Origin of the sequence: Pseudomonas sp. SK3(2021) (assembly GCF_016772375.1) — a bacterium.
GTDB lineage: Bacteria > Pseudomonadota > Gammaproteobacteria > Pseudomonadales > Pseudomonadaceae > Aquipseudomonas > Aquipseudomonas chlororaphis_I.
The window spans coordinates 492,172-508,576 of record NZ_CP061943.1; the positions used below are offsets into that span (position 1 = coordinate 492,172).

15 protein-coding genes are annotated in these 16,405 nt (G+C 57.8%); 1 reads left to right on the forward strand and 14 read right to left on the reverse strand.

Annotation, left to right across the window (positions count from 1 at the left end; all coding sequences use genetic code 11):
- Positions 1 to 302 precede the first annotated feature (302 nt).
- The 14 genes from IF690_RS02180 to IF690_RS02245 form a co-directional block, all read right to left on the reverse strand.
- On the reverse strand, positions 303 to 656 hold the full coding sequence (locus IF690_RS02180; RefSeq protein ID WP_202698665.1) for a hypothetical protein: 354 nt from the start codon (positions 654 to 656) through the stop codon (positions 303 to 305).
- Positions 657 to 739: 83 nt separating this feature from the next.
- The gene (locus IF690_RS02185; RefSeq protein WP_202698666.1) at positions 740 to 1,162 is read right to left on the reverse strand and encodes a hypothetical protein; all 423 of its coding nucleotides are present in this window, start codon (positions 1,160 to 1,162) and stop codon (positions 740 to 742) included.
- 141 nt (positions 1,163 to 1,303) lie between these two features.
- Entirely contained in the window at positions 1,304 to 1,579 is a 276-nt protein-coding gene (locus tag IF690_RS02190) for a hypothetical protein (RefSeq protein WP_202698667.1), read from the reverse strand.
- 346 nt (positions 1,580 to 1,925) lie between these two features.
- Complete coding sequence (locus tag IF690_RS02195) at positions 1,926 to 2,348, reverse strand: hypothetical protein (RefSeq protein WP_124298241.1); 423 nt, start codon at positions 2,346 to 2,348, stop codon at positions 1,926 to 1,928.
- 208 nt (positions 2,349 to 2,556) lie between these two features.
- Positions 2,557 to 2,832 (reverse strand): hypothetical protein, encoded by a 276-nt coding sequence (locus IF690_RS02200; RefSeq protein WP_202698668.1) that lies wholly within the window; start codon positions 2,830 to 2,832, stop codon positions 2,557 to 2,559.
- Positions 2,833 to 3,302: 470 nt separating this feature from the next.
- Positions 3,303 to 3,719, reverse strand: a complete 417-nt coding sequence (locus IF690_RS02205; RefSeq protein ID WP_202698669.1) for a hypothetical protein — start codon at positions 3,717 to 3,719, stop codon at positions 3,303 to 3,305.
- A gap of 111 nt (positions 3,720 to 3,830) precedes the next feature.
- Positions 3,831 to 4,247: a hypothetical protein gene (locus IF690_RS02210; protein WP_202698670.1), complete on the reverse strand. Its 417-nt coding sequence runs from the start codon at positions 4,245 to 4,247 to the stop codon at positions 3,831 to 3,833.
- A gap of 1 nt (position 4,248) precedes the next feature.
- Positions 4,249 to 9,204: an RHS repeat-associated core domain-containing protein gene (locus tag IF690_RS02215; protein WP_202698671.1), complete on the reverse strand. Its 4,956-nt coding sequence runs from the start codon at positions 9,202 to 9,204 to the stop codon at positions 4,249 to 4,251.
- Positions 9,201 to 9,944 (reverse strand): DUF4123 domain-containing protein, encoded by a 744-nt coding sequence (locus tag IF690_RS02220; RefSeq protein WP_202698672.1) that lies wholly within the window; start codon positions 9,942 to 9,944, stop codon positions 9,201 to 9,203. The genes IF690_RS02215 and IF690_RS02220 overlap by 4 nt, the downstream gene beginning before the upstream one ends.
- Entirely contained in the window at positions 9,934 to 11,976 is a 2,043-nt protein-coding gene (locus IF690_RS02225) for a type VI secretion system Vgr family protein (protein WP_202698673.1), read from the reverse strand. Before IF690_RS02225 ends, IF690_RS02220 begins: the two co-directional genes overlap by 11 nt.
- Before the next feature lie 134 nt (positions 11,977 to 12,110).
- Entirely contained in the window at positions 12,111 to 12,629 is a 519-nt protein-coding gene (locus IF690_RS02230; RefSeq protein WP_007925756.1) for an Hcp family type VI secretion system effector, read from the reverse strand.
- A gap of 312 nt (positions 12,630 to 12,941) precedes the next feature.
- Positions 12,942 to 14,171, reverse strand: coding sequence for a CynX/NimT family MFS transporter (locus IF690_RS02235; RefSeq protein WP_202698674.1), 1,230 nt, complete (start codon positions 14,169 to 14,171; stop codon positions 12,942 to 12,944).
- A complete protein-coding gene (locus IF690_RS02240; protein ID WP_202698675.1) occupies positions 14,158 to 14,619 on the reverse strand; it encodes a nucleoside deaminase in 462 nt (153 codons plus the stop codon). Before IF690_RS02240 ends, IF690_RS02235 begins: the two co-directional genes overlap by 14 nt.
- Before the next feature lie 21 nt (positions 14,620 to 14,640).
- Positions 14,641 to 15,300 (reverse strand): ankyrin repeat domain-containing protein, encoded by a 660-nt coding sequence (locus IF690_RS02245; RefSeq protein ID WP_202698676.1) that lies wholly within the window; start codon positions 15,298 to 15,300, stop codon positions 14,641 to 14,643.
- A 109-nt stretch (positions 15,301 to 15,409) separates the two neighbouring features.
- Between IF690_RS02245 and IF690_RS02250 the strand changes: the two genes are divergently transcribed.
- Positions 15,410 to 16,267: a LysR family transcriptional regulator gene (locus IF690_RS02250; RefSeq protein ID WP_202698677.1), complete on the forward strand. Its 858-nt coding sequence runs from the start codon at positions 15,410 to 15,412 to the stop codon at positions 16,265 to 16,267.
- Positions 16,268 to 16,405 lie beyond the last annotated feature (138 nt).

Genomic DNA, 16,405 nt, shown 5'->3' on the forward strand with positions numbered 1-16,405 from the left:
TGGGGAAATAAACAAATGGGCAGTGGGGGTGAGGGTACGGGTTGCCGGGTTTACGGCAGGTTAATGTGCCCGCCGGGTGTGATCGCAGGGGGAGGGAGCATGACGGGTTTGGCGGGGGAGGTGGTTGCGGTTTTTTGTCGCTGGGAGAGCGCTTTGATGGGGGGCTGGCAGCGAAGCTTTTCGGTAGTCGATTCTCTAGTGCTGATCAGGCTCCTTTGGAGTTAATTTTCATTGTAAGGCCTGCCTTCTTGGTTCCTTATTCCGCGCTTGATACGTATTTTTGAAGTTTTACAAGAAAGACTTTAGGTTTGGTTGAGCTTCCAGCATTTTACGGCTTCATGTTTTATTAGTGTTTTTATTAGCTGTTCTGACATATCAACTTCTGGAAGGTCTGGGTCAGCGTCTATGGAGCTAACTATTAGGTTGAACTCATTGGAGGGTGTGTCGCGCAAATCCTCTTCAGGAGATGGAACCCCTAAAATGACATACCTGAGAGTTTGCGTGCTAGCTAGAAAAGCTGGGTATTCTTCATATATTCCTTCATTGTCTTTAATGAAATTTATATTGAGAATGTCTCCAAGGACAGCAACCGTATTTTCTAGGGAGTTGATTGGTGCTAATCCAATGTTTGCAAATTCTCTGTAGGTTTTTTTCATCCAGTTCTTTACCTTGCATAAAAACGTTGTGAGGGACATGTGCTTATGGTGAACTAATATGTTGAAGGTTAGTGCGAAACTTTTCACCATGTAGATCTATCTTCTAGTGCAGCTTTTACGAGGTCGTCATTCCAGACAATCTGTGCAGTATTAAGAATATCCTCAAAAAAACTCCGAGGTGTGATGATCTCGTTTGCGGGCCATGGTGAGGAGGAATATTCCTCGGTGTCATAGTTGTACTCAAATAGAGAGTTGAAGTCGTACTCCTTTTCTGTGATTGTTTTTTTCAGTTCTTCGATTAAAACTAATTTGTGTCGGTATGTAAGGTGGTTTTGATGATGTAATATGTAATCGGTGATTATTGTTTTTCTATCGCTATGGTTGTTTGGGTCAAGTTTTAATAGCGCAATTTTATAGTTTTCATTTTTGTATTCTGTATCTATGCCAGCCAAGAGAGATGCAATCGTAGGTTGATAAGGTAAATCAGTGAATGGGACGGTTAACATGATGGTTTTTCCGCTTGAGGGAGTTAGTTTTTGGCCGGCGGCATCGTAAGGCTATAGGACGTTGCTGATTTTTAAAATGCAGTGTTTTTCTGTTTGATGCGATTGCTAAAAAGTGGGCGACGACTACGTCGCCCGGTTGGTTTAGGCGTTCAGGACTTGATCCTGCAATCTGCGGCCGATGACATCCATCAGGTCGCAGCCGTCGCGGAGTGGGATGGCGATTACTCGCGACAAGTCTTGTAGCAGTAGTGGGTCGCTGTTGAAGTTTTCAGTTAGAGAAATTGTTTCGAGTAGCCGGGTTACGCATCGGATGCGGTATGCGGCGGTGTCATGCAGCACATCGACGGGGGCTTGTGTGTCGATCAGTAGCGAAGGAAAGTTGTTGTCGATTCCTGTGATGGGCATGTAGCGAGACATAGATGATCTTCCTGGGTCAGTTTCAGAAACTGCCTGCATCACTTCCACATGAGGGGTGGCAGTTGTACACGGGTGTGGAAGACCGAGGATCCAGGAACCCGGCGCACTCGAAAGTGCCCCGCATACAACCGCCATAATTTAACAGCATGTAAAAACATGCTTAACGGAGGTTCTTTCACTTGGATCTCAAAGGGCTTCCACACCCTTGTCGCTGATTTTGCAACGACTTGAAGATCCTATCTTGTGGGTGTGTCCCATACAAGTTGTGTAAATCGATGCTGGTTGTAGGGGAATTCTGCAAAGGATGTAAGGGGATATCCTGACCAATGGCTGCTTTAATGCTAGGTCACTTGTTTTCAGTATTATACTTTCTTAGCATTTCCTCAGTTCCATCCCAGTCTGGGGGAGTTATCCAGTTTTTATTTTGCTTTTTGCCTAGTATTAGGCCGACAAATTTATTTTTTTCATCAAAAAAAACTCTGCCGGACCAGCTGCTACTATCAATGAATCGCATAGAAATAGTTGCAGTGGGTGGTTTTTTCTTAAGTTCGTTTATAAGCTCTTTGAATCCTGGCATTTGCATGCCTGAACTGTCGGCTATATTTTTTTGTATGCATACTTCATCGCTGTATATCTGACTTGTTTTCTTGATTGTGTAATCATTTTTATAAGAAAAATCTTCATTGATTTTATTGCTAATTTCTTCAGTGGAAATATTTAAATCTTCTGAGAAAGTAAAGTTGTCTTTTAGCAGGGCGAGTAACTTCATGGTTTGAACACCTCGATATAGCCCTCGCGAGGGCCTTTCAGAAGAACCTCTTGTTCACTACAGCGATCGTACAGAGTGCTGTCATGATTAACCCCCCTCCTTAGGCGGCCGAGAGCGTCGTAGCGGTACTTACGCTGGCCAGCGTCAGAAGCCAGCGCAGGTCGTCACGCTGCGCTGACAGGACATTATTGATTTTTAAAGAACAGGCTTAAACGTTTAGAACTTGATCCCGCAATCTGCGACCAATGACATCCATCAGGTCGCAGCCGTCGCGGAGTGGGATGACGATCACTCGCGACAAATCTTGTAGCAGTAGCGGGTCGCTGTTGAAGTTTTCGGTTAGAGAAATTGTTTCAAGTAGTTGGGTGACGCATCGAATGCGGTATGCGGCAGTGTCATGCAGCACGTCCACAGCTGCCTGAGTATCAATCAGTAGCGAGGGAAAATTGTTGTCGATGCCGGTGATGGGCATATATCGATTCATGGTGAAGCTCCTTTAGCAATTCGATGAACTGCCTTCTCACTTCCACATGAGGGTGGCAGCTGTACGCGGGTGTGGAAGACCGGGGCTAAAGGAACCCGGCGCACCCGAAGGTGCCCCGCGCACAGCGGCCGCAACACAATAATGTAGGAGCAAGAAAATGCCTACATGTGTTTTTGGACGCTTTAGCGCCTTTAGCTATAGAACGGACTTCCACATCCGACCGCTGATTTCGCAGCGACTTAAAGATGCTATCTAGACGGATGCCTTGGCACAAGTTAATGGAAGTCGATGTTGGCTGTAGGAAAATTCTTTGACTGTTGTAGGAATGCTTCAGGAGAAATGGCGTGATACGGCTTACTAATTACCTAATAGTGTCATGCACTTTGTCTGGAGTGCACGATTGAATGAGTTATCCCTAATTTTAGGTCTGATAGTTGCAAGCGGATAAGCAGTGGCTTTTTTACTTTTGATTACCATTCTAATGGGTTTTCAAGGCTTGCCTTAGCAAGATCTTCCTTCCAGTGTAAACTTGCTAGTCTGAATATTTCTTCAAAAAAACCTCTTGGGTTCTGCATCTCATCCCAGCCATATGGCAGTGAAGAGTGCTCTTCTGGAGTGTCTTCAAGTAATTGCCCAAAGTCGTAGTTTCTATCCAGTAGCGCAGACTCTAATGATTTTAAAAGAAGAAATTTATGCCTGTGTGATAAATGTTTATATCTATCTAGGCAGTAGCGCTCGATAAGTTTTATGCGTTCATTTGGGTCTTCCGGATTGTATTTTTCAAGCTCGACACCTAGTGTTTCTTCTCTATCATAGATATCAAATCCTCCTAGGAAATAGGATGGTGTGGGAGTATAGGGAGTGTCGGATTTTTCATCTTTTAGCATGTTTTAAATATGTATTATGGTTTTTTAAGGAAGAATGTATCGTCGAGAATTTCGATTTTTTGATTGATTTTAATGGTGTGTTAGCTTGATTTGTTTGCTCTTATATTCTAATCACCATTCGGACTGGTCTTCCGATGCTGCTTTTTTTAGTTCTTCATGCCATATTATTTCTGCATTTGAAAGGATTCTTTCAAAGAAACCGCGTGCATTTATTATGTCCGCTTCATCCCATGCAATGGTTTTAGGGTCGTCGTAGTCACTCTCAAATAGAGCGCTAAAATCTGTATTTTCGTTTTTCAGTTCGGTTTTTAGTTTTTCTAATAGAGTAAATTTGTGTCTATAAGATAGGTAGTTCAATGCCGGAAGTATATAGAGGTTTATGATTTTTTCTCTATCTTCGATGTCGTTTGGATTGTATTCTTGTAACTCCTCGCCAAGAGTATGTTCGCGATCATAAATCTCTATCCCTCTGAGGAGAACGGATAGTTGTGGGTTGTAAGGGATATTTAGAAAAGGATGTTTTAGCAACTTATCTCTCCTTTGTTGGGAATGCGGTATAAGGCCGGCTCGGATCGTCCGGGTCAAACTTTATTTCAGCACCATTCATCGGGTCGACCCGGATTGGATTCTGCTCATCTCGTCTGTTTGGTTTATAACCTTTGCCAGAGCCCGGCTGTTCAATTCTGACTATAGGGTTATCATTTGCATCAACTCCTGTATGAGCAGGCAAACCACGTTTCACTCGGGTAGTGGCTTCGTTGATCGCATGCATTTGCAGTTTCCAGCTATTGAACTGAGAGCTTGAATTTCTTCTGCCTCTTCTGCCAGTAATGGGATCGGTTCCATCAATTGCTCTTTGCTTCATTACGGCATCAGGGATATCTGGCCCATGCTTTCCGATAGTGTGCATGTCGTACTTGGTTTCAAACTCCTGAACCCGTCGCTTCGCATTTGCCTCAGACAGTTCCTCAATTCTTGCTCGCCGCTGTTCCGCTGTCATTTGAGGAGCAGGAGCTTTTGGAGCCCCTTCATTCGCTGCCGCCTTAGCTGCAGGATTTTCCGGGCCTCCTGATTTACCACCGCCCTGTCCTAGGCAGCTCAGTCCCAACGGATCCACCCACCCCGTAGGGTTAGGCACGTACTGGTAGTTGTTCAGCCCACCCGCCAACTTGATCGGGTCCGGCGTCAAGAACCGTCCAGAGCTTGGATTGTAGTAGCGATGGCGGTTGTAGTGCAGTCCGGTTTCCGTATCGAAATACTGCCCCTGGAAGCGCAGCGGATTGTCGATTTCGGAAACGTCCAGCGCGGCCAGATTGCCGTAAGCGCGGTACTTCGCCGACCACATGATCTCGCCGCTATAGGCGGTCAGCTCCTGCGGCGTACCCAAGTGGTCGAGCTGGTAGTAGAACGGCGTGGCCTGGGTCGGGCCTTCGCCATCAAGCATGGCCAGCGGACGGAAGGTGCCGGGTTCATAGATATAAGTGCGGTAGCGATTTTCAGCGCTCTCGGCGATCAGTTGTTCGCCTTGCCATAGGAACTCGGTGGTGCGGCCATCGACGGTCTTGGCGATGCGGCGGCCGAAGGCGTCGTACTGGTAGGTGGCGGTGCTGCCACCCGGCAAGCTGACGCCAATCAGCCGGTGCTGGCAGTCGTACTGATATTCGGTGACCAGCTTCTGGCCTGCGCCGCGGCGTTCGCGGCTGAGGTTGCCGAAGGCGTCGTAGTCGTAGTGACGGTCGCCTTGCATCAGCAGGCGGTTACCTTTGACGTTGGCCAGGTTGGCCGCGGGCTGGTCGCCTTGACCGAGCAGGTTACCGGCTGGGTCGTGGGCGAAGCTCTCTGGTGTTGCACCCCGTACGTTGATCAACCGATCCAGCGGGTCGTAGTGATAACGCAGGTTGCCCTTGCGGCTGTCGTCGATGCCGGCGAGGTTGCCGTTGGCGTCGTAGGCATAGGCGCGGCGGTAGAGGTTGCGGTGCTGGCCGTGCTGTTGCTGGCTGACGCTGTGGGCCTGCAGGCGGCCTTGCTCGTCGTACTGGTACTGGCTGAGCAGCAGGCCCTGCTGGCGTTTCTGTTCGCGGCCGGCATTGAACTGGTGGCTGGTCAGGCGCGAACCGTTGAGGTCGATGCTGCTCAGTTGCCCGCCCGGTGCGTGGCGGTAGTCGAGCTTGCTGCCATCGGGCAGGCGACAATGGCTGAGCTGGCCGAGCTTGTCGTATTCGTAGCGCAGGGTGCCCCAGCCCTGGTGTTCGGTGATCAGGCGGTCTTGCAGGTCATATTCGTAAGCCAGCGGCCAGTGGCCGTCGTCGACACTCACCAGGCGCCCGAGGGCGTCGTAGCGGTAGTGAATCTCTTCGCCATCGGCCAGGGTTTTCACCAGCAGGCGGCCAGCGGCATCGCGCTGGTACTCGGTGACCAATTCGCTGCCGTCGTCGCCGAATTCGGTTTTCTTCAGCAGGTTGCCGTTGAGGTCGTAGGCGTAGGCGGTGCGGCGTCCGTCGAAGCCGGTTTCCTGCTGGATCAGGCCGTTGGGGTAGTAATCCAGGTGGTACTGCTCGCCACGCTCGTTCTCGATGTCAGTGAGCAGCAGGCGCGCGTTGTCGTAGCGATAACGCAACTGGCTGCCGTCCGGGTTGATGCGGCGGCTGACCAGGTGCAGGTTGTCGGCGTATTCGTAGCGGGTGATGCGGCCCAACTCGTCGCGTTCGGCGGTGACTTTGCCGTAGGCGTTGTAGCTGAAGGCCCGGGTCGCACCACCGGGCAGGGTGATCTGCGCCAGGCGGTTGGCGGCGTCCCACCGGTACTGGGTGATGGCGCCGCTCTCGTCCTGGCGGGTGATCTGTCGGCCGAGAGCGTCGTAACGGTATTTACGCTGGCCGCCGTCGGGCAGGCGTTCTTCCAGTAGCTGGCCGAGGCCGTTCCAGCCCAGTTGATGACGGCTGCCGTCGGGGTGGCTGATTTCCAGCAGGCGGCCCTGGCGGTCGTAGCGGTAGTGGGTTTTGTTACCGTGGGGGTCGGTTTGTTGGGTGATGTCGCCCTGGTCGTTACGTTCGTATTTCCACTGCGCATTGCCGCGTCGAACTTCGATGAGATGACCGTCGAAGTAGTTGTAATAGGTGGACTCGTCCTCTGGAGGAATCACGGCGATCAGGCGCCCGGCCTCGCTGTACTCGTATGCGGTAATGGCCCCGAGAGGGTCTTTTTCGGCGATCAGGCGGCCTTTTTCATCGTAGGCTTTTTGCGTTTCTGCACCGTCAGGGGTGGTCTGGCTGATCAGCCGCGCATTCTCGTCGTGCACGTAGACCTGTTCGCTGCCATCGGCGTTGATAACGGTGACCGTACCTTCGTCGTCCCACAAATAGCGCGCATCGATCTGCGATAGGTTGGACCACTGGCGGATACAACGAGCTGCCTTGCCTTCGTGTTCCCACTCCCAGCGGAAGCTCGCACCACCGGCCAGTTGGCGTTCCTGAATGACATGCTGCTCGTCATAGCGATAGCGTTCTATTTCACCCACGGCATTGGTGGCACTGATCAACTGATTGCGTGCGTTGTACTGATAGCTGACCAGGGTCTGGACCGTCAGCCAGGGATCCTGGCGTTCACCCTGTTCGTTGTAGTCGGGACGCTGCTGCTGATAGTCGACTGCAGCGATATGGCGGTCGTCGTAACGCAAAAACAGGGAGCGACCTGCGCCATTATCAATGCGCTGGATGCGGTCGACCAGGTCGTAGCTGACGTGCAGCTGGTTGCCATAGGCATCGCTGATGGTGGTCAGGCGCCCGGCACGGAAGTGATAGAAGCGCGCGCCTTGCCCGGCCTGAGTCAGGATCAGTTCGCCCGGAGCATCGCCCAGGAAAATCGCGGCCTCGGCCAGGCTATTGGTAATGGCCGGACGCTGTTCGGTCGGCATCGGGAAGTGGGTCTGGCGGTTTTCATTATCGGTCCACAGCACGTCTTCATCGTTGATTTGCAAACGATGGGACAGCGAGTGGCTCCAGCCGAAGCCCAGGCGATTGTCGATTTCCACCGCGCTGGTGCGATACAGACGCGTCCATTCCAGGGGCAGCAGGCCATCGAGTTCTCCGTCGGTGAGGGTCAGCAGTTCCTCACCAGTGACCATCGAGATGGGGTCGCCTTCGCAGCGAGTGTTTTTTGTGCACTGCGCTGGTTTATCCGCCGGGTTTGTAGACTGCTTGGGGGCGTCACTGACAGGCTCTTTCTGCTCGGCCCGGGTGGTGGCTTGTTTCTTGCCGCGCGCCTGGATCTGCGCATCGGTTTCCACGGTGCCGCCCGAGACTTTCGGCTTCTGCTTGGGGGCTGTAGCCGTTGCTGCGGGTTTGGGCGGGGCGATCTCTACGCTGGCCTTGCGACCGGGGTTCAACGCCGCGTTGCCATTGAGCAGCAAAGGCCTGGCCGTTTCAGTGTGACCGGCTGCGTTCTTCTTGCTGGTTTTCATCAGCAGGGAAGTGAAGTCTTCGATCAGCTTCAGCACTTTGCCGCTGTTTTGCGTAGCCTTGAGTGCCTTGGTGCCGACCCGCACGGCCAGACCAATACCGCCGGTGAGCACAATACCGATCAGGATGTTCAGCAGCACTTCAGTGGTCAGTTCGGCCAACACTTCCATGCAGGTTTGCGGTGGCAGCATCTTCACCCAGGCGACAATCGCTGCCACGTAGATCCACATCAGTGGCTCGTCGCTGGCAATCAGCAAAGCGGTGTGGATGGCGTCTTTCGAGGCGTTGTAGATCTTTTTGATTTCCTCCTCGGTGAAGAACTTCTTCAGCTTCTGGTAGTTTTCCCGAGGATGGGCCACCAGGTTGTAGAGGCTTTTGATATCGCCCCACAAACCCATGATTGCCTTGAGGAAACCTTTCCACGCCGCCTCCAGTTGTTGCATCGCCCGACCGCCTATGGACGCACTGCTATGGGCCTGCCACAGCGGCAGGAAGTCGGTGCTCCATTCGGTTTGTAGCCAGCCGCTCAAGTCGCCGATCACGCCCTGATAGGAGTTGAACAGCGAGTCGATCTGCGCCCGGGTCGGGTTGGGGAAGAAGGTGATCTTGTATTGCTGGTTGGGCTTGAGCCCCGTGACTTCCTTGATGCCGCTGGGGCCGATGGTGACGTTGATGGCAGCACCGGCTTCGTTCTTGCCGTACAGCATGCCGTCGACCACCGGCACCAGGCGTACCGGCGTATTACCGATCGGCACAAAACGCGCAGATTCAAAACTGTGCACCAGCTTGAGCTTGCCGTTGGCCGGGCAGTTCGCGTAAAGGTCGGCGCTGCTTTTGCTGTCCTTGTCCTGGGTGGCTACTTCGTCGCCGACCTGGAACTGCTGTTCGGCGTCCAGCACGCCGCCGTACCAGGCTTCGGCGTGGGCACGGTAGTCGGCCAGGCATTTCTTGAAATCGCGGATGATGGCTTGAGCATCCGGTTGTTTAGCCGTCAGGTTGATGGCGAATTCACCCAACAAAATGCTCATGCAACCACCTCATTTTCCAAGTGGGCTTTCAATAGCCCGGTGTAGTTTTCTTCCGTGAGCGGGGTGCGTTTTACGAAACGCGTGACCTTCTGCCGCAGGTTGGATTCGGGGAACGAGAAATACAGCTCGGCGTGGTCTTCCAGCAGCCACTGCATCATGTTGTCAATCACTGTGCTCGGGTCGTCCTCGGCGAGCTTCTTGATCAGCACTTCCGGCACTTCCCACCAGGGGAATGGTTTGGGTGGCTTGACTACGCCTTGGCCAGTACTCAATGCCCGGCCATTGATCAGGTAGCGGTCGAATATGGGCAGGACTTGCGGGGCGTCTTCGCCCAACCCTTCCAGAATCGGATAGATATGCCGCCCATCCCAAAACCTGAAAAACACTTCTGCCCCATCTGGCATCTTCACCTGGGTCAGGCTGCGCAGGTGTTCGAATACCACGTCCGGTTCGCAACTGGAGACGGCCAGCCAACCCCAGTCGTCGGCGTCGGTGCTGGCGATCCAGTCGAGGAAGGGGGCGTTAGGCTTGAGTTCGGCGAGGTAGGGCATCACCGGCTGCCAGTCGGCGTAGGGGGTGCCGTTCCAGATCGGGGTCAGGCCGCTGGCGCCCTGGGTCTGGTAGAAATCCTTGAGCGGGCCGGCGTCGCTGGCGTTGCTGATCATCAGGTACAGGCGTTCGTCGGCGTGCAGTGGCTGCTGGGCGAGCCAGGCTTGGGGTGTCAGGCGATTAGATGGCACAGGCACCGTCCTTGCACTTTTCGCACTCTTCGCAGAAAGGCGCGTTGCGTTTGAGGGTGTTGATTTGCGCCGGGGTCAGCAGGGCGCCGGCCTTGTCGGCGTCGGCCTGCTTCAACACGCCGGGCATCAGCGGCGCGGCGCCGGAGCCGCTGCCCGGGCCGCCGCCGGAGTTGACCTTGACCTGCGGGCCGCTGATGGTCACGCCACCGGCGTCGAGTTTGACGAAGCTGCCGCCGCCCTTGAGGGTCAGTTCGCTGCCGGCTTCGAGCACCACTTTCACCCCGGCATTGAGGTGGATCTCCTGGCCGGCTTCGATGAACTGCCCGGTGCCGATCTTGATGTGCTGGTTGGCGCCGACGGTGAGGTGGTCGCTGGCGCGGGCTTCGACCTTGCGGTCGGCGTGCACGGTGTGGTGTTCCTCGGCCTTGAACTCGCTGTAGCTGTTGGCCTCGACCGTGTCGTGGCGTTCGTTGCCGACGCGGATCTTCTGGTCGTGCTCGACGTTCTCGTCCCAGTCGCGCTGGGCGTGCAGGAAGATCTGTTCCTGGCCCTTCTTGTCCTCGATGCGCAGCTCGTTATAGCCGCCACCACCGGGGGAGCTGAGGGTCTTGAAGGTGCTGCGGGTCTTGTTCGCCGGCAACTCGTAGGGGACGACGTTTTCCTTGTGGTACAGGCAGCCGCTGATCAAGGGCTGGTCGGGGTCGCCCTCGAGGAAGGTCACCAGCACTTCCATGCCGATCCGCGGGATGGCGATGCCGCCGTACTGGGCGCCGGCCCAGGCCGAGGACACGCGCAGCCAGCAGCTGGTCTTGTCGTCCGACTGGCCTTCGCGGTCCCAGTGGAACTGCACCTTGACCCGGCCGTACGGGTCGCAGTGGATCTCTTCGCCCTTGGGCCCGGTGACCACCGCGCTCTGGCTGCCGAGGATGCGCGGCTTCGGATGCAGCAGCGGCGGGCGGTTGGGCACGTCCCAGGGCGTGGCCTGGAAGCGGTTGCGGTAGCCCTGGTGGAAGTCGTCCTTCAGGGCGGTGGTGTCGCTGGTCACCGACTCTTCCAGCACCTGCGGCTGCTTGCCTTCGTGGACGATCTCGGTGAGCAGCCAGAGGTCGTTCCATTTGGCCTTGGGGTGTGCGGTCAGGGCCAGGAAATGCCCGCTGACCAGCAGCGGCTGGTCGCTCTTGCCTTCGGCCAACTGGTAGTCGCTGCGATGGCGTTCCAGGGCGCGCTTGGCCAGGTGCTTGCCGCGTTCGCGATCGACGAAGCGGCCGGGGTAGTCGTAGTCCTCGAGGTCCGGCTTGAACTCGCTCTTGGCGTCGCTCTCCAGGGTCAGGCGCGGTTTCTCGAAGTCATAGTCGCGGCGCGTGGTGCGGCTGGTGCGGGCTTCCAGGCGCAGGTCGAAGCGCTTGATCACCGGGTCGCTGGCGACCATGCCGGAGTCTTGCTGATAGGCCACCGGCGCCAGTTTCGGGAACACCGTCTGGTCGTCGCCGAAGACGATGGTGTGGCTGTCGGCGCTGTGCTGGAAGTGGTAGTGGATCCCTTCTTCCTCGCACAGGCGCTGGATGAAATGCAGGTCCGATTCGTCGTACTGCACGCAGTAGTTGCGCTCGGGATAGATCGAACCCAGCTGGAATTGGTAGGCGTTACTTTGGATGCCGTGTTCTTCGAGGACCTGGCCGATGATTTTCGGCACCGTGAGGTTCTGGAAGATGCGTTGGTTGATGCGGTGCGCGAGGTAGGCCAGGTGCGGGCGCACGGTCACCGAGTAGCGGGTCAGGCGCTTGCCGGAATCGCCCTGGGCGACGCGGTAGATCTGCCCATGGATGCCGGTGCCGTTCGCTGCCAGCTGCAGGAAGGCCGGCTTGTGCAGCAGGCTTTCCAGGTCCAGGGCGGCCTGGGCGCTGACCAGCTCGACCTCGAAGGCAAAGGGCTGGCTGATGGCTTCCCGTCCGGTGAAGGACAGGACCTGGAGGTCGTTCGAAAGCCCCTCGATGGTCAGGCTGAAGTGAGTCTGATTGGCCGGCGCGAACATCCCTTGTTCCTCGTGCAGTACTGCCGCGTGGGTCGAGCCCGGGGCCGGGCGCCGACGAACGCAAGAAATCCCTTATGGCGTAAACAACATCGACCAGCAGAGCTGGCCGATGTGGGTGTAACGGTCGGCCGGACTTAGCCCGCGACCGGGGAACGCCAGTCGTCGGAACCGGAAGTACCGGAGACTTCGTGGGTCCAGGTGATTTTGCGGTAGGTGAAGTGCACGTCTTCCAGGTGGGTGAAGTGCGAGTTCGATGGGTCCTGGCAGTTGTGCATGTAGTCTTTGATGTCGACGATGATCGCGTCTTCCAGGGTGGTGGTGTAGTAGTGCTCCTGGGTGCCGGCAGCGGAGGTGCGGTACCACTGGATTTCGATCTTGGTCAGGCGCTCACCGGAGGTCAGGGCCGCCAGCAGCAGTGGCGAAGCCTTGTCGAATACTTTGGTGATGACCACAGGTTTGTGCACGCGCTGGCCGGTTGGCTGGCCGGACTGCGGGTCACGCGGGATGATCACTTCGTGCTGGAAGCCCTGAACCATGACCTGGTCTTCGTGGCCTTCCTGGTAGGTGTTGCCAACGGAGTCAGCGGTGAAGGCACCGGCGGTGATCAGGCCTTGTTTGGTGCCGGTGATGGACATATACGCTGGTGTTGCCATGGATGCTCTCCTTGCTAAAAAATAAAGGTGCCCGGTGGGACGGATCGCCCGGTTGGGTGCCGAGGTAGATATCAAGGAGCGTGCCAGGAGCGGGAAGCGCCTTATGGATCAAAGGCTTCAGGTGATTTTGAACATCGGTGAAAGTATTTCCCGGGCGAAAGCCGCTGAAAGTGCGCAACTTCTTGCGCAGTGCTGTGCAAGAAGTTGCGCACTCGGCTATGAGTCACGGTCTATCAGGCTTCCGAGTATCTATTCACAGAGTTATCCACAGTCGGGTGCGCAAGAAGTTGCGCATGATGGCCATAGGCCTTGTCAGGGCGCGGTCGAGACGCTTCCCGTGGGTATCGGTTGTGGCGCCAGGCTTGTCGACGGCGACTCCCGGTAGCTGGAGGGGCTGAATACCCGGGTCAGCACCAGCATGGCCAGCACGGTCAGGATCAGTACCCACCAGGCGCTGATGAAGCTGCCGGTGAGCTCCCGCAGCCAGCCGGTCATCCACGGCGACACGGCGTTGATCAGGAATCCCACCCCTTGCACGAAGGCCGCCAGTTGCCCGGCTTGCCGTGGGTCGCGACGGTGGTCGAGGGTGAGGATCAGGCTCAGGGCAAAACAGGCGCCGAGGCCGAAGCCGATCAGCGCCACCCACAGCTGCGGGGCCTGTAGCGGCCACAACACCAGGCCGCCGAAGCCCAGGGCCTGGGCGCTCAGGCTGATGGCGAGCAGTGGCCGGCGGTCGCTCTGGCGCTGCGCCAGGGCGGGCATCGACAGCGCGGCAATGACCTGGAAGAGGGTCATGAACGCCAGCAGCGAGCCGCTCTGGGTCGCGCTCCAGCCCAGTTGCAGGTAATAGGCCGGCAGCCAGGCGACCATGCTCATGTAGCCGCAGTTGACCAGGCCGAAGTACAGCGCCAGCAACCAGGCCCGACGGTTGCGCCACAGACTGCTGGAGGGCGTTTCGGGGTGCTGGCCCGGCCTGGCGAACGGCAGCAGCCACCACAGCAGCAGGGCCGCCAGCGCCGGCAGCAACCACACGCCGAGCCCGGCCTGCCAATGGGCGAAGTGTGTGGCGACATGCGGGCTGAGCAGCGCCGCGAGGCCGCCGCCGCCCATCAGCGAAGCCGAATAAATGCCCATGGCCAGGGCTACCCGTTGCTGGAATTGGCGTTTGATCAGCGCCGGCACCAGCGCCTGGATCAAGGCCACGCCGGCACCGCCGAGCAGGGCCGTGGCGAGCAGGGCGCCGGCCTGGTCGCAGAGCAACCGCGCCAGGCAGGCGCAGAGGATCATCAACAGGCCGAGGGCGACGCCGCGCCGTTCTCCCAGGCGGGACTCCAGGCGCACCCCGAGCAAGGCCACCAGGCCCATGCAGACCACCGGCAGGCTGGTGAGCCAGGCACTGCTCTGGAAGCCCATGCCGGTGGCGCCACGAATCTCCATCAGCAGCGGGCTGATGGAGCTGATGATCGGCCGCAGGTTGAGCCCCAGGGCGATCAACAGGGCCCAGCCGCCGAGGCGGCGCAGGCGCGACTCAGCGAGCGGCATGGCGCGCCTGCCAGTCGCGGTAGATCTCGTTCATCGCCACTTGCGGCAGGTGCTGCACCGGCAAGCGCTGCGCCGCCAACGGCTGGGCCAGTTGCTCGTAGATCGCCGCCGTGGACAGGCCGAAGGGCGCGGCGCTGGCGTTGTCCGCGGCGAACACCGCGCGCGCCACACCGCACAGGTACATGGCGCTCAAACACATGGGGCAGGGCTGGCCGCTGGCATAGATCACGCAGCCGTCCAGGCGTGGCCCGAGCCGCTGGCTGGCGACCCGGATGGCCAACAGTTCGGCGTGGGCGGTGGGGTCCTGGCTCAGGTGGAGCTGGTTGACCGCCTCGGCCAGCACCTGGCCGTCGCGCACCAGCACCGCGCCAAACGGCCGGCCGCCGGCCGCGACATTCTGCCGGGCCAGTTCGACGGCGCGTTGCAGGTAATCCTGATCGTCTTTCATGGGAGCTCCTTGAGGCACACATCAGGACGCGCCGGCGTCCCGCAGCAGTTTGGCGATGGCGGTCTGGCCGCGTTTTTCCGCCTGTTGCAGAGGGCTCAGGCCAGCGTTGTCCGGCAGGTTCAGGTCGGCGCCGGCGGCGATCAACTGGGCGACTATCTGCTGGTGCGCCGGGCCGCCATCGGCCAGCACTATGGCTTCCATCAGGCAGGTCCAGCCCAGGCGATTGACGTGGTCGAGGTCGACGCCGGCCGCGATCAGCAGGCGCACGGTGTCGACATGCCCACGCTCGCAGGCCGGGATCAGCGCAGTACCGCCGTAGCGGTTGGTGCTTTTCAGGTCGGCGCCGTGGGCCAGGGTCAGTTGCAGGATGGCATTACGCCCGCTGGCGCCGGCCAGCAGGTAAGGGCTGTCGTGGATCAGGTTCTTCTGGTTGACGTCGGCGCCGGCCTCGATCAGCGCCCGGGCGATCTCGACCTGGTTGGCGGCGGTGGCGAGCAGCAACGGGCTGCTGCCGTCCAGGCCGCGCACGTTGACGTCCACGCCTTGTCGGAGCAGCGCCTGGACCTTGGGCAACTGCCCGTCGCGGACCGCCTCGAGCAGCTCGTTATCCTTTGCCATCACCACCCCCACCACGAACAGACAGACTGCCAGGACAGCGTGTTTGCAAGACAGGTAACGCATGGCATCAGGCTCCCTGTGCGGTAAATGAACGCCGAGTATGGTCAGGCCCTGATGTATTCTGAAATTAAATATAACCATGCCAATCAGTGGCATTGAGAATGGTGCTGCCATGTTCGATCCTGTGCTGCTGCGCAGCTTTGTCGCCGTCGTCGACTGCGCCAACTTCACCCGCGCCGCCGAGCGCCTGCACCTCACCCAGTCCACTGTCAGCCAGCAGGTGCGTCGGCTGGAGGAGAGCCTGGACTGCCAGTTGCTCGACCGCGACCAGCGCCGGGTGGTGGCCACCGCCGAGGGCGAGCGTCTGCTGGGCTATGCGCGGCGCATCCTGGCCCTCAACGAAGAGGCCAGCGATGTCTTGCTGCACCAGCAGAGCGAAGGCGTGCTGCGCCTCGGGGTGCCGGAAGACTTCGCCGCCGAGCGGCTGATGCCATTGTTGTCGCGCTTTGGCCAGGAGCATCCCGGCGTGCGCCTGGAGGTCACCAGCGGGTTGGGCCCGGAGTTGACCCGACTCTATCGACGCGGCGAATTCGACCTGTTGCTGGTCAAGCAGATGGGCGCCAGCGACGACTGCCTGGCGTCGTGGCCGGAACCCCTGTGCTGGGTCGACAGCCGCACCACCCCGGCCTTTGGCCGCGATCCGTTGCCGCTGGTGGCCTTCCCGGTGGGCGGGCTGTATCGCCATGAAATGCTCCATCACCTCGAAGTCGGCGGCTGGCGCTGGCGCATCGGCTACTCCAGCGCCAGCCTGGCCAGCGTCTGCTCGGCGGTGGCGGCGGGGTTGGGCATCAGCCTGCTGCCGGTGCGAGTGGTGGCCGCCGGGCACCGCGTGCTCGATGGCGCCAGCGGCTTGCCGGACATCCAGGGCGTGCGCCTGGCGCTGTATGGCCGCAGCGGGTTGAGCCGCGCTGGCAAGGCCCTGGAGAACCAGTTGCTGGCGCTGTGCGAGAGCCAGGCACTGAAGGTTTGAGTACGGGTAATTGCCATTGGGTATAACGGCTGTTAGTTGAGAAATCAGTTATGTCATCAACGGATGAGGGATATAGCAATTTCGTCGAATAAGAAGTGCTGTTCGCCGTGGACAGACTTTTAATTGCCGACCATGCTG

What these genes read in the sequence shown, in the direction of transcription:
- IF690_RS02180 (WP_202698665.1), bottom strand. Translation starts at nt 656, where the DNA reads ATGAAAAAAACCTACAGAGAATTTGCAAACATTGGATTAGCACCAATC.
- IF690_RS02185 (WP_202698666.1), bottom strand. Translation starts at nt 1,162, where the DNA reads ATGTTAACCGTCCCATTCACTGATTTACCTTATCAACCTACGATTGCA.
- IF690_RS02190 (WP_202698667.1), bottom strand. Translation starts at nt 1,579, where the DNA reads ATGTCTCGCTACATGCCCATCACAGGAATCGACAACAACTTTCCTTCG.
- IF690_RS02195 (WP_124298241.1), bottom strand. Translation starts at nt 2,348, where the DNA reads ATGAAGTTACTCGCCCTGCTAAAAGACAACTTTACTTTCTCAGAAGAT.
- IF690_RS02200 (WP_202698668.1), bottom strand. Translation starts at nt 2,832, where the DNA reads ATGAATCGATATATGCCCATCACCGGCATCGACAACAATTTTCCCTCG.
- IF690_RS02205 (WP_202698669.1), bottom strand. Translation starts at nt 3,719, where the DNA reads ATGCTAAAAGATGAAAAATCCGACACTCCCTATACTCCCACACCATCC.
- IF690_RS02215 (WP_202698671.1), bottom strand. Translation starts at nt 9,204, where the DNA reads ATGAGCATTTTGTTGGGTGAATTCGCCATCAACCTGACGGCTAAACAA.
- IF690_RS02225 (WP_202698673.1), bottom strand. Translation starts at nt 11,976, where the DNA reads ATGTTCGCGCCGGCCAATCAGACTCACTTCAGCCTGACCATCGAGGGG.
- IF690_RS02230 (WP_007925756.1), bottom strand. Translation starts at nt 12,629, where the DNA reads ATGGCAACACCAGCGTATATGTCCATCACCGGCACCAAACAAGGCCTG.
- IF690_RS02235 (WP_202698674.1), bottom strand. Translation starts at nt 14,171, where the DNA reads ATGCCGCTCGCTGAGTCGCGCCTGCGCCGCCTCGGCGGCTGGGCCCTG.
- IF690_RS02240 (WP_202698675.1), bottom strand. Translation starts at nt 14,619, where the DNA reads ATGAAAGACGATCAGGATTACCTGCAACGCGCCGTCGAACTGGCCCGG.
- IF690_RS02245 (WP_202698676.1), bottom strand. Translation starts at nt 15,300, where the DNA reads ATGCGTTACCTGTCTTGCAAACACGCTGTCCTGGCAGTCTGTCTGTTC.
- IF690_RS02250 (WP_202698677.1), top strand. Translation starts at nt 15,410, where the DNA reads ATGTTCGATCCTGTGCTGCTGCGCAGCTTTGTCGCCGTCGTCGACTGC.